A 12,234-nucleotide genomic window follows, 5' to 3' on the forward strand; every position below is an offset into this window, starting at 1 on the left:
CGTCAGGGGCCGGTGTAGAGCTCGCCGAGCGCCATCGCCGCCTGGCCCTTGGCGGCGTCAAGTTCGTCGCGCACCAGGCCCGCGGCCACCATGGCGTCGCGCTTGCCGTCGATGCGCTTCAGGGCGGCGCGCAGCACCGTGGGCTCGGTGGGCGTGGCGATGGCGACGACATTGTCGACCCCGAACGGCGGAACCGCCTTGGTGCGCGCCATCACGACCCGGGTCTGGCCGGCCACCATGCGCCCGTCCCCGTCGCCCTCCAGCGGGAACAGCACCTGCACCGTGCCGTCGCCGGCCAGGTTGAACGCCGTCAGCCACGCCTCGCCGCCCCGGTGGGTGACGGCCAGGTCGACGCTTTCGCCCTTCTTGTAGAGCTGGCCCTTGGGCCGCGGCCCGATGTCGACCTTCAGCTGCCGCTCGTTGGCCGAGGCGGCGAGCTGGCTGATGGCCCGCCGCTTCATGATCACGCCGGAGAGCTGCTCGGCGCTGGTGAGGTTCTCGGCCACCCGGTCGCCGCGGCTGTCGGTGACCCAGCCCTCCTTGGCGTTCCAGGTCAGGTCGGGCGTCCCACGCGGAATCGAGGCCCAGGGCCCTTTGCCGCCCAGGAGGTCGGCGGCCTGTTCGTCGGCGGGCTTCACCTCGATCGGGCGCTCGTCCGGCGGCGGCGGCTTCAGCGGCTGGAAGATCACGCTGCGCTCGTTGCGCGGCGGTACGGCGGCGCTGGACCACTGCTGGGTGCTAGAGAGTTCGCGCGTGCGGCTTTCCAGGCTTGAGGTGAGTTCGGCCAGCGACAGCTTGCCGTCGTCGTCCGCATCGGCGGCCAGGCGGCCGTTGGGGCGGCGGTCCTTGAGCGCGCCCTCCAGGGCATAGGTCAGCAGGCCCCGGGGCGGCGAGTCGCCGCGCGGCAGCGGGCCCTCCAGGGCGAACTGGTTGTCCTGGGCGGCGCCGACGTAGACGAGGTTGGGCGGGTCCACACCGGCCGGCGCCACCGCCATCGGGTCGGCGGGGCTGGGCGGCAGCGAGATCGCCATGGGATTGTCCAGGGCCGAGCGCCGCTTGAACGGCGTCGCAGCGACCAGGCTGCGGTTCATCGTGCCGGAGTGGCAGGCGTCGGCGATCTGCAGCACATTGACCGTGGCCGGGAAGAAGTTGATCAGCCAGCCGCGCAGGTCATTGTCGAGGACGAATTGGTTGGGATCCGGCTTGGCGACCCGAAAGCCGCCCAGCGCCAGGAACTCGTCCATGCCGTCGGCCTCGGTGGGATCGCGTGACTTCGCCTGCGAGCCGTGGCCCGCGTAGTAGAAGATCACCCAGTCCCCCGGCTTTGCGCGCTGGCCCAGGGCCTGGAGCTGGGCCCGGATCGAGGCGCGGGTGGCCTGAGCGTCGCTCAGCGAGACGATGTCCTTGGCGCCCTGGGCCTCCAGCACCGACTTCAGGGCCGCAGCGTCGTTGGGCGGGCCCTCCAGCGACGGAATCGGGGCCGTGTACTGGGCGACCGTCACGATCAGCGCCCGGATCTCGGCGCTGGCCGGCTGGGCCGCCGACATCATCGCCGCTGCGGCCAGACCCGCGAACCACCTGCGCATTGACCCACCCCGCTCCTTAAGCACCCGCCGCGTAGAATGACGTGCGCGCCGCTCGCGACAAGCAGCTCCGCCACAAATCCTACGGCCCAGCGCCCGGTTCGGAGGCGTCCGCCCTGCGCCCGCGGGTCGCGCGGAGCTTTGCGCAGGGGCATGGTAGGGGCTAGTTGAAGCGCGCCGCCCCGAGGCGGCCACCCACGGAGTTCGAGTCCGCGCATGAGCGCTTCCCAGGCGGAACAGATCGCCGGCGTCCGGCCGATCCTGAAGCGCGTGGTGGCCAACGCGGGCCTCCTGCTGGGCGGTCGGACCGTGAACGCGATCCTCGGCCTCGCCTTCATGGCCATCGCTGGCCGGGCGCTGGGCGCCGCCGAACTCGGCGTCTTCGTCCTGATCCAGGCGTTCGGCCAGTTCCTCGGCGAGGTGGTCAAGTTCCAGTCCTGGCAGACCATCCTGCACTATGGCGCCCGGCCGCTGGCCGAAGGCCGGGTCGCTGAATTCCAGCACGTCCTGCGCTTCACCCTCCTCCTCGACCTGGCCAGCACGGTGCTGGGCATCGCCGTCGGCGTGGTCGGCGCCTTCGCCTTTGCAGGCGCGCTCGGCTGGGGGCCGGACGAAGCGCCCGCCGCCGCGCTCTACATGTTCTCGATCGCCTTCATGGTCTCGGCGACGCCGCTGGGGCTGCTTAGGCTGTTCGATCGCTTCGACGTCCTGGCCTGGCAGGCCGGCCTGATCTCGTTGATCCGCGTCGTCGGCGGCGTCGTCGCCCTTGCGCTCGGCGCTTCCATGGAGGGCTTCCTGCTCGCGGCGGCGGTCGCCACGGTCGGCAGCTGGCTCTACCTGGCCGGTTCGGCGGTGGCCGAACTGAAGAAGCGCGGCCTGCTTCAGGACTTCTCGTGGCGCGGGCCGCTGACCGCGGGGATGCCGGGCGCCTGGCGCTTTGCCTGGAACACCAATCTCGCCAGCACCCTGGACGTGGCCTTCACCCACGTGGCGACGCTGATCGTCGGCGCGCTGGTCGGTCCCTCACAAGCGGCGTTCTGGCGGATCGGCCGCCAGGTCGCCGACGCCCTGGCCAAGCCCGCCAAGCTGCTCACCCCGGCCCTCTATCCCGAACTGGCCCGGCTGCGGGCGGACGACCGCCATCACGCCATGTGGCGGCTGGCGCGGAATGTCGGCCTTCTGGCCGGCGGGGTGGCCCTGGTGATCCTGGGTGCGAGCGCCCTCGCTGGCCCCGCCCTGCTGACCCTGGTGATGGGCAAGGCGTTCGCGCCGGCCGCGGACGTGATGAACTGGCAGGTGGGCGCCGCGGTGATCGGCGTCTTCGCCCTGCCGCTGGAGCCGATGCTGATCTCGCTGGGCAAGCCCGGCGCGGCGGTGCGGGTCAGGCTGGCGGTCAGCGCGGCCTTCCTCGCCGCCCTGCCCTTCCTCGTGACGCGGTTCGGCCTTATAGGCGCGGGCGCCGGACTGGCTGCGGCGGCAGGCGCCCTTGCCCTCGGCATGCTGTGGTTCATCCTGCGAGAGAACGGGACTCGGCGGAAAGCGGCGACGCCCGCGCCAGAGCCCGAAAGTCTGAAAGGCGACGTTTGACTGCTACCCCTACCGCTCCGGACCGTCCGTTCCATCCGGACGGCTTCGCGACCCTGACGGAGGCGCTCGATTTCGCCGCCCAGGGTCCGACCGGCATCAACCTCTACGGCCTGCGCGGCGAGCTGATCGAGGCCATCCCCTACGCCACGCTGCGCGATCGCGCCCGGGCCATGGCTGCCCGTTTCCTGGCCGCGGGCCTGAAGCCGAACGATCGCATCGGCCTCGTGGCCGAGACCGACGTGGACTTCGTCGTCGCCTTCTTCGCCTGCCAGTACGCCCGCGTCACCCCGGCGCCCTTGCCCCTTCCCGCCCCGCTGGGGGGCCGCGACGCCTATGTCCAGCAGATCGGCCGCATGCTGGCCTCGGCCAGCGCCGCGGCGGTGTTCGGGTCGGAGAGCCTCTTGCCCTGGCTGCAGGAGGCCGCCGAAACGGCGGGCGTGAGGATCGCCATGCGTGTCGGCGACCTGCCCGAGGCCGAGGCGCGCGACCTGCCCGCGCCAACCCCGGACGATCCGAGCTACGTGCAGTTTTCGTCGGGCAGCACGCGCAACCCCACGGGCGTGCTCTGCACCCACCGCGCCCTGATGGCCAACGCCCTGGCCTCGACCCGCGAGGGGCTGCAGGTCACGCCGCACGACCGCGCGGTCTCCTGGCTGCCGCTCTACCACGACATGGGCCTCGTCGGATTCCTGCTGATGCCCCTCTCGGCGCAGATGTCCATCGACCTGATGCCGACAGGCGCCTTCGTGCGCCGGCCGCTCCTGTGGTTGGACCTGATCTCCAAGAACGGCGGCACCATCTCCTACAGCCCCAGCTTCGGTTACGAGCTCTGCGCCAAGCGGGGCGACGGCTCGCGCGAGGGCCTGGACTTGTCGGGCTGGCGGGTCGCCGGCTGCGGCGGCGACATGGTGCGTCCGGGGCCGCTGACGGCCTTCGCCGAGCGCTATGCGGCGGCCGGCTTCTCCCCGACGGCCTTCGTGGCCAGCTACGGCATGGCGGAGGCGACGCTGGGCCTGTCGATGTCTCCCCTCGGCCAAGGCCTGATCTTCGACATGGTCGACGTCGACCGGATGGAGAAGGACGGCGAGGTCGCCGGCGGCGTCGGGCCGCGGGCGCGTGCGTTCGTCCGCTGCGGACGGATCTTCGGCGGCCACGAACTCGAGGTGCGCGACGAGGACGGCAAGGCCCTGCCGGAGCGCAAGGTCGGCCGCATCTTCGTCCGCGGGCCCAGCCTGATGCGCGAATACTACGGCGACCCGCAGGCGACCGCGGCCGTGCTGAGCTCCGACGGCTGGCTCGACACGGGCGATCTCGGCTACCTGGCCGAGGGCCAGATCGTGCCCACGGGCCGCGCCAAGGACCTGATCCTGCTGAACGGCCGCAACGTCTGGCCGCAGGATCTCGAATGGACCGCTGAATCGGAGATCGAGCGGCTCCGCAGCGGCGACGTCGCCGCGTTTTCCATCGATGAAGACGCCGGCGAGCAGCTGGTGGTTCTGGTCCAGACGCGCACCAGCGATCCGGCACTGCGCCGCACGCTCGCGGACGATGTGGCGGCCCTCCTGCGCGCCCGGCACGGCGTCGAGGCCCGGGTGGAGCTGGTGGGGCACAACACCCTGCCCCAGACCTCGTCCGGCAAGCTGAGCCGATCCAAGGCCCGCACCCTGTTCCTCAGCGGCGCGTTCAGGCAGCAGGAGCCGGCCTGAGCCGGGCAAGCGCCGCGGGGCGACTGGCCGCGGTCACCGGGGCCACCGGCTTCCTCGGCCGCCAGATCGTCCGCGCCCTCGCCGCCGAGGGCTGGCGGGTCCGAATTCTCGCGCGGCGCGACCCGGTCGACCCGCTCTGGCGCGAGGCCACGCCGGAAGTCGTCATCGGGGATCTCGGCGACCGGACGGCCCTGAACCGCCTCTGCGAGGGCGCCGACGTGGTGATCCATGGCGCCGGGCTGGTGAAGGCGCCGAATCGCGCGGCCTTCGACGCCGTGAACGTGGCCGGCGCGCGCCGGGTGGCCGAGGCCGCCGCCGAGGCGCCGCACGTGCTGCTGGTCTCGAGCCTCACCGCCCGCGAACCGCGCCTCTCGCACTACGGCGCCAGCAAGCATGCGGGCGAGCAGGCGATGGCCGAGGTGCTGCGGGATCGGCTGACGATCGCCCGGCCCTGCGCCATCTATGGCCCCGGCGACCGCGAGTTGCTGCCGGTGTTCCAGGCCGCCGCCGCCAGCCCAATTCTGCCCGTCCTCAGCGAAGCCGGCCGCGTGGCTATGATCCATGTGGAGGACGCCGCCCGCCAGACCGTCGCGTTGGCGGCCGGACCGCCCGCCCCGGCGCCGGTCGTGCTGTGCGACGAGCGGCCGGACGGCTATTCCTGGCGCGAACTGATGGCCGCGGCGGCCCGCGCCTGCGACCGCACGCCGCGGCTGGCGCCCGTTCCGAGGGCTCTCGTCCACGCCATCGGGATCACGAATGATTTCACAGTGCTTCTGCGGCGCACCCCCATGTTGACCTCGGCCAAGGCGCGGGAGTTGCTGCATCCCGATTGGGCAGTTTCGCCCGAGGAGCGCTCAGAGGGCCTGCCGCGCGCAATATACGACCTGGAGGCTGGGTTTTCGGCTACGGTGGCGTGGTACCGCAGCGCGGCATGGATGAAACATTAGCTGCGGTTTTGTGACCCGCTTTCCCCGCACGGGTGGAAAAACCCGGCGGAGAGGCTTAGTTACGCGTTTGGCGTTGAGCAGCGAGAGCCGATGGGGGGCTCGTCTATGGTGGAACTGGCGACGGATTTGACCGTCCGCGAGGTCGCGCGAGCGGCCGAGACGGTCCTGGGCCGAAGCGTTCAGGTCACGCCCGAGACGGACATCGCCCGCGACCTCGCAGTGGATTCGCTTGCGCTGATGAACATCGTCATGGAGCTTGAGGATCGTTTCGACCTCTCGATTCCCTTGGATCGTCTGGCGACGGTGCAGACGGTCGGCGACCTCTCTGAACTGATCAACAAGCTGCGGGTGAAGGCTTAAGGATGTCGCTGCTCGACAAGCACCTGGGCTATCGCGCCCCGTTGGATGGCATCCGTGCGGCGGGCGCCGATCCCTCCGCCGTCCGATTCGACGCGGTCCTGTCCCCCACCGAAGGCATGCTCGACGGCCGGAAGGTGATCCTTCTGGGCACGAACAACTACCTGGGCCTGACGTTCGACCCGGCCTGCATCGAGGCTTCGGCCGACGCGGTGCGCCAGTGGGGCACCGGCACCACCGGGTCGCGCTTCGCGAACGGCACCTTCGCTGGCCACACGGCGCTGGAGACGGCGCTGGCCAAGTTCTACGGCCGCAAGCACGCCATGGTCTTCACGACCGGCTACCAGGCGAACCTGGGCGGCATCTCCGGCCTGGTCGGCCGCGGGGATCACCTGATCCTGGACGCCGACAGCCATGCCTCGATCTATGACGCCGCCAAGCTTTCGGGGGCCGAGGTCATCCGCTTCCGCCACAACGACCCCGAGGACCTGGCCAAGCGCCTGCGCCGCATGGGCGACGCCGCCAAGGGCAGCCTCATCGTGGTCGAGGGCATCTACTCCATGATCGGCGACGTCGCGCCCCTCAAGGAGATGGTCGCGATCAAGAAGGAGGCGGGCGCCTACCTGCTGGTGGACGAGGCCCACTCCATGGGCGTCCTGGGCGAGAAGGGCCGCGGCCTGGCCGAGGCGGCCGGCGTCGAGGACGATGTCGACTTCATCGTCGGCACCTTCTCCAAGAGCCTGGGCGCGGTGGGCGGCTTCCTGGTGTCCGACGAAGACAACTTCGACCTGCTGCGGATCGTCAGCCGGCCGTACATGTTCACCGCGTCGCTGCCCCCGGCCGTGATCGCCTCGACCCTGACCGCGCTCAAGCGCCTGGAGGAAGATTCCAGCCTGCGCGCCCAGCTCGCGGCCAACGCCGACCGCCTCTACGAAGGCCTGCGCGACATGGGCTATGCCGTGGGTCCCCACGCCAGCCCCATCACCGCCGTCGTGATGCCCGACCAGGCCACGGCCGTGATGATGTGGAACGCCCTGCTCGCCAACGGCGTCTACCTGAACCTGGCGATCCCGCCGGCCACGCCCGAGAACAAGTCGCTGCTGCGCTCCAGCGTCAGCGCCGCGCACACGGCCGAGCAGATCGACGCCGTGCTGGATATCTTCGAGCGCCTGGGCCTCGAGTACGGCCTCCTTCAGCGCCCGCGCCGCGCCTCCGCCTGACGCCGTCGTAGTTCGAGCCACGCGCCGGGCGCCGCCAGGAACGGGTGGCGCTCGCGGAAGGGCGTGATCGCAAGCTCGATGCCGGTGTGCCGCTCGACCTTGTAGGCCGCATAGCGCGCCGCCCCGTCGAAGGTGAAGGCCGCCTTCAGGATCCGCGCCACGTTCAGCGGCTTGCCCATGAGGTCCGGCAGCGTCCAGCCTGGCACACCGCGCTTCACGGGCCGCAGCGTCCCGCCCTCAGCCGCATACCCGACGCCGCCCGCATCCCAGGCCAGCGGCAGGATCGCGGCGTAGCGGTCCCCGCCCGCCGCCATCACGGTGTCCGCGCGACCGACCCCCTCCACCCGGAACTCCGCCGCATAGGTGCGCCGGAACAGCGCCCGCCAGAAGGCGTCGGCCGGTCCGGCGTGCGGCCCCAGCGCGGCGGCGTATCGCGCTGCGGTCACCGCCGCGGCCGTGACCGCCTGGGCCGCAGCCTCGGCCGCTGCGGGGTCCGTAGCCCACACGCGCTGCGCCGGCTGGACGAACCGGGCCCAGATCGTGGTGTCCAGCGTCCGCCCCTCCGCCGCCCGCTGGAAGGTCGCCAGCGGCAGGGTCGCCACCTTGGCGCGCAGCACCCGGCCGCCCACCTGGACCTCGTGGTAGCTGACCTCCGGCCAGATCACCCGCTCGACCAGCCCATGGAGTCCGCGGCGATGCGGCCGCCGGGTCAGGCGGTAGAAGTCGAGGATGCCGGAAAGGTCGCCCGTCCGCAGCGTCGAGCCATAGTAGAGGATCGCCGCATCGCGGGCCGGATCGGCCAGGGCCCGGGCCAGCTCCGCCACCGCCTCGGGCGCGCTCGACGCCAGCTCGGCCTCGATGCGCCGGGCAAGCTCTCCCGTCACGGGATCACGAACTCCAGCGCCGGCCCCTGGCGCACGGTAAGGTCGCCGCCCTTGTACGGCTCGCCGTCCAGCACGAAGTCGCCGTCGAACGAGAGGTCGAAGCTGTCGACGTCGTGACGCCGGTAGCCGCAGGGCTCCAGCCAGGGCGCGTCCTCCCCCCGGACGATCACCGGCAGGGCGCGGAGCAGCCGCCTGGGCGGCGCCTCCACCGACAGCACCTTCAGGCCCTCCCGCGGCTCGCCGTAGGGCTTCAGCCCCAGCGGGAAGCGCTTGAGCGTCGAGGCCATGACCAGAAACCAGCGGCGCTCCTCGGGCGTCGGCGCGATGGACAGGCTTGCCGCCTCCCCGCGCCGCCAGCGATCGCCCGCGCCCCCCAGGACGGTGCGCACCAGCGCCCCGGCCATGGTGATCCCCACGGCCGCATCGTCGACGAAGCCGCGCCCGTGATTCTTCTGCGCCAGCTTGGTCGCCCGCACGAAGGCGCCGACGCCCAGCAGGAAGCCGCGCCGCTCGGGCGCCGTCTGGCCCGCCCGGACCACCTCCAGGCACTGGCGGCGCTTGGTGGGCCGGCCCGCCTGGCAGGCCGCGAGGATCTGTTCCAGCGTCGTGCCCAGGGGCGTCTCGATATCGAGGGCCAGGGCGTTGGTCTTGCCGTTCGGCAGCACCGCCAGCCGCGGCAGGCGCCCGTCGAACGCCTCGGGCAGGCGCGTCAGCACCTCGCGCACCGTGCCGTCGCCGCCGTCGATGACCACCAGTTCGACGCCCGTGGCCGCGAAGCGGCGGAGGCCGGCCAGCAGGTGGCTGGGCTCCTCGGGAACGATGTCCAGCACGTCTTCGGGCAAGCAGGGCGGCGCGCCGCCGGCGCCGCGGTTGCGGTGGCTGTAGCGGTTCCAGATGAGGCCGGCGCGGATCACCGCGACAGCCAGGAGACCACGCGCTCGCGCGGCATGGCCATGGCCTGGACCACCTGGGCGCCGTGGACGATCAGGCACAGGCCCGTCCAGACGGCGACAAGGAAGAAGCCGATCTGCGGATAGCCCAGCAGCCAGGCCGGGGTCAGGATCAGCAGGTTCGGGTTCCGCCGGGCGGTGATCAGGCGGAAGAAGCTGTCGAACGGCCGCCAGGCGTGAACGTGGAAGCCGAAGAGGCGCATGAAGATCCCCTCCTCCACGCGCTGCAGCACATAGCCCGCGAGGATCACCGCCAGCGACAGCTCGGCCCAAGGCGGCGGCAGCCCCACCTGGAAGCAGCCGACGTACCACGCCCACCACCAGAACGGCGGGTGGATCAGGTCGATGCCGTGGTCGAAGACGTTGCCGATGGCCGACGAGGTCAGGGTCACCCGCGCCAGCTTGCCGTCGACGGTATCGAGGAAGGTCATGATCCAGGCGCAGACCAGGCCCCAGCCGAACTGGCCCTCCCAGAACAGCCAGAAGGCCGCCAGGACCAGCAGGAAGCCCGCGAAGGTCACATGGTTGGGCTTCAGGCCCGCGATAGCGCACCACCGGGTGACGATCCGGGCCGGCACGGGCCACCAGTACTTGGTGACCACGTCCGTGACGCCCTTGTACGAGCCGGCGAAGGTCCGGGCCTCCACCGCGCGGACGTTGTCGGGGGTCAGCCGCACCAGCACCGGCGGCTCGCGCTTGCGCAGCGCCTCGTTGTAGGCGAGCTCGGCCAGCGAAAGGCGCTGCAAGCCCCCGGGGTCCGCGCCCCGCTCCAGCGCCGCGGCCGCTTCGGCGACCCGCGCGGCCGGCACGTGCGCGGCCACCGCCTCGCCCGCGTCGGTCACCAGAACCGAGCCCGGACGCTTCGCCAGCGTGGCCAGCAGGGATTCGTCATAGACCCAGGCGCCCAGCGCCAGCACCACGCCGCCCGAGGCCGGCGCGGTCTCGACGACGTTCAGCTTCGCCCTCACGAAGGTCCGGCGCAGCCGCTCGCGCGCCGTCATCCCCCAGATGCGCACCTCGCCCGCGCCCAGGATCATCCCGGCCGGCGCGGCCGCCGTCTCAGCCATGGTCTGCAAAAGCTCGCGCGCCTCTCACGCAAATCAGTGGAACCTGATACCGAGCGCCGTTCCGTTAGGAAAGCTCGTGACCACCTTCCGCCTCGCCCACCTGTCGGACCTGCAGCTTCCGCCGCCGCCCCTGCCCTTCCGCTGGCGTGACGCCGCCTCCAAGCGCCTGCTGAGCCGGTTCGCCTGGCGGCGCAAGCAGCACAGGCACCTCCAGGCCGTGCTCGACGCCATCGCGGCCGACGTCGCCGCACGTGCCCCCGATCACATCGCTATAACCGGCGACGTCATCAACTTTGCGACGCCCGAGGAGTTCGCCGCCGCCCGCCAGTGGCTGGAAGCCCTGGGCGCGCCCGACCACATCACCGTCAGCCCCGGCAACCACGACGCCCTCAGCGCCGCGGGCGCGCCGAAGGGATTCGAGCCCTGGAAGCCGTGGTTGTCCGACGGCGCCGAGGGCGGTTTCCCATATCTGCGCGTCCGCGGGCCGGTGGCGCTGGTCAACCTGTCGTCCGCCGTGCCGACCGCCCTCCACCTGGCGCAGGGTACGCTCGGTCGGGCGCAGATCGAGGCGGCCGGCCGGCTGCTGCGCGAAAGCGGCGAGCGCGGCCTCTACCGCGTGGTCCTGCTCCATCACCCGGTGGCGCGGGGCGTCGTGGCGGGCCGCAAGGCGCTGACCGACGCGGAGGCCCTGCGGGCCATGCTGGCCGAGACTGGCGCCGAGCTGGTCCTTCACGGCCATGCCCACGAGGCGTTGATGACGTCGACGCCGGGCCCGCGCGGCGCCATCCCGATCCTCGCGGTCCCCGCGGCCTCCACCCCCGCCGGCGGCCGCGGCCAGCCCGCCCGCTGGAACGAGATCGCCATCACCGCGGAGGACAGGCGCTTCCGGACAGAGGTCACCGCGCGCGGGATCACGCCGACCCTGGCCGTCGAGACGCTGGGGAGCTTCGTCCTGTGCTAGCGCAGGTACTTCATCTGGATCGCCACGAGCCGCTCGCCGGGCCCCACGCGGAACCGGACGGCGGACAGCGGCGGCAGGCCGGTCCGGGTGTCCGGGTCGTTCGAGAAGCCGAACCCCTCGGCCGGCAGGCCGACGATCGTGCGGTCGAAATCCCGGTCCCCGTCGCGGTCGTGATAGACCGCCACGGCGTAGCTCCCCTGGGGGGCCCAGAAACAGGCGCGCACGGTGGCGGCCGCCCGCACCCGCTGGCGCGCCCACTTGCCGCCCTTGGCCAGGAATCGCCGCTTGTCGTCGGGATAGACCGTGATTGCCACCTCGCCGGTCGCGGGTCGCACACCCGCCACCTGCACCGTCAGCTTGGAGGAGCTCGGGGTACGCGTTCCCGCGCAGCCTTGGTCGGCCAGCGCCGGGCCGGCCGTCAGCAATCCTGCGGCGGCGGCGATTGCGGCCGTTCGGCCTTTCATGCTCAGGACCGGCTCCCTATGATCTTCCGCGCGGCCTGGCCGCTCACCTGGCATGGATAAGTCGTGACGAACCCGACGGCCCGCAAGTTCGGCTACCCCCACACCCTGGTCGCCGAGACCGCGCACTGGCTGGTGCTGGTGCGCCCGCAACAGCCCACCTTTGGCGCGCTCGTCCTGGTTTGCAAGGATGAGGCGACGGCGTTCTCCGACCTCTCTGCGGCCGCCTTCGCCGACATGAAGGCGGCTGTGGACGGTATCGAGCGTCTTCTCCGCCAGGCCGTGGGCTACGAGCGCATCAACTACCTGATGCTGATGATGGTCGACCCCGACGTCCACTTCCATGTCTTGCCCCGCTACGACGGCGAGCGGGAATACGCGGGCCAGACGTTCAAGGATGCGGGCTGGCCGGGGCCGCCGGCGCTTGCGTCTCACGTCGCGCTGAGCGAGGAGGGGGCGACGGCGCTGGCCGCCGATTTCGCCGCCCGCTGGCGGGCATGACCGCCGCTGA

General features: G+C 71.7%; 12 protein-coding genes. 7 read left to right on the forward strand and 5 right to left on the reverse strand.

All coding sequences use genetic code 11. The features are described 5' to 3' along the window. Positions 1 to 2: 2 nt before the first annotated feature. Positions 3 to 1,586, reverse strand: a complete 1,584-nt coding sequence (locus A2790_RS22700; RefSeq protein WP_293396841.1) for a caspase family protein — start codon at positions 1,584 to 1,586, stop codon at positions 3 to 5. 213 nt (positions 1,587 to 1,799) lie between these two features. Between A2790_RS22700 and A2790_RS22705 the strand changes: the two genes are divergently transcribed. The 5 genes from A2790_RS22705 to A2790_RS22725 all read left to right on the forward strand — a co-directional run bounded on the left by A2790_RS22705 (position 1,800) and on the right by A2790_RS22725 (position 7,400). After that, positions 1,800 to 3,170, forward strand: coding sequence for a lipopolysaccharide biosynthesis protein (locus A2790_RS22705; protein WP_293396844.1), 1,371 nt, complete (start codon positions 1,800 to 1,802; stop codon positions 3,168 to 3,170). Next, positions 3,167 to 4,876 (forward strand): fatty acyl-AMP ligase, encoded by a 1,710-nt coding sequence (locus A2790_RS22710; RefSeq protein WP_293396847.1) that lies wholly within the window; start codon positions 3,167 to 3,169, stop codon positions 4,874 to 4,876. Before A2790_RS22705 ends, A2790_RS22710 begins: the two co-directional genes overlap by 4 nt. 23 nt (positions 4,877 to 4,899) lie before the next feature. Continuing rightward, complete coding sequence (locus tag A2790_RS22715; RefSeq protein WP_363081586.1) at positions 4,900 to 5,823, forward strand: SDR family NAD(P)-dependent oxidoreductase; 924 nt, start codon at positions 4,900 to 4,902, stop codon at positions 5,821 to 5,823. A gap of 108 nt (positions 5,824 to 5,931) precedes the next feature. Continuing rightward, a complete protein-coding gene (locus A2790_RS22720) occupies positions 5,932 to 6,183 on the forward strand; it encodes an acyl carrier protein (RefSeq protein ID WP_068874975.1) in 252 nt (83 codons plus the stop codon). Positions 6,184 to 6,185: 2 nt separating this feature from the next. Next, positions 6,186 to 7,400, forward strand: a complete 1,215-nt coding sequence (locus tag A2790_RS22725) for a pyridoxal phosphate-dependent aminotransferase family protein (RefSeq protein WP_293396849.1) — start codon at positions 6,186 to 6,188, stop codon at positions 7,398 to 7,400. On the opposite strand, the gene A2790_RS22730 is transcribed toward A2790_RS22725, so the two are convergent. From A2790_RS22730 to A2790_RS22740, 3 genes are read right to left on the reverse strand one after another with little or no spacing between them, the layout of a single operon-like run. After that, on the reverse strand, positions 7,373 to 8,284 hold the full coding sequence (locus tag A2790_RS22730) for a hypothetical protein (RefSeq protein ID WP_293396852.1): 912 nt from the start codon (positions 8,282 to 8,284) through the stop codon (positions 7,373 to 7,375). The genes A2790_RS22725 and A2790_RS22730 overlap by 28 nt on opposite strands. Beyond that, entirely contained in the window at positions 8,281 to 9,198 is a 918-nt protein-coding gene (locus A2790_RS22735) for a diacylglycerol kinase family protein (protein WP_293396855.1), read from the reverse strand. Before A2790_RS22735 ends, A2790_RS22730 begins: the two co-directional genes overlap by 4 nt. Then, the gene (locus A2790_RS22740; protein ID WP_293396858.1) at positions 9,195 to 10,301 is read right to left on the reverse strand and encodes a CDP-alcohol phosphatidyltransferase family protein; all 1,107 of its coding nucleotides are present in this window, start codon (positions 10,299 to 10,301) and stop codon (positions 9,195 to 9,197) included. Before A2790_RS22740 ends, A2790_RS22735 begins: the two co-directional genes overlap by 4 nt. A 76-nt stretch (positions 10,302 to 10,377) precedes the next feature. Here A2790_RS22740 and A2790_RS22745 point away from each other — a divergent pair, with 76 nt between their 5' ends. Then, positions 10,378 to 11,262: a metallophosphoesterase gene (locus A2790_RS22745; protein WP_293396861.1), complete on the forward strand. Its 885-nt coding sequence runs from the start codon at positions 10,378 to 10,380 to the stop codon at positions 11,260 to 11,262. Here the strand turns inward: A2790_RS22745 and A2790_RS22750 are convergent. Beyond that, on the reverse strand, positions 11,259 to 11,726 hold the full coding sequence (locus tag A2790_RS22750) for a DUF2141 domain-containing protein (RefSeq protein ID WP_293396864.1): 468 nt from the start codon (positions 11,724 to 11,726) through the stop codon (positions 11,259 to 11,261). The genes A2790_RS22745 and A2790_RS22750 overlap by 4 nt on opposite strands. A gap of 63 nt (positions 11,727 to 11,789) precedes the next feature. On the opposite strand from A2790_RS22750, the gene A2790_RS22755 reads away from it, so the two are divergent. Beyond that, a complete protein-coding gene (locus A2790_RS22755) occupies positions 11,790 to 12,224 on the forward strand; it encodes an HIT family protein (RefSeq protein ID WP_293396867.1) in 435 nt (144 codons plus the stop codon). Positions 12,225 to 12,234: the final 10 nt, after the last annotated feature.

It is taken from the genome of Phenylobacterium sp. RIFCSPHIGHO2_01_FULL_69_31 (assembly GCF_001824475.1).
Taxonomy (GTDB): Bacteria; Pseudomonadota; Alphaproteobacteria; order Caulobacterales; family Caulobacteraceae; genus Phenylobacterium.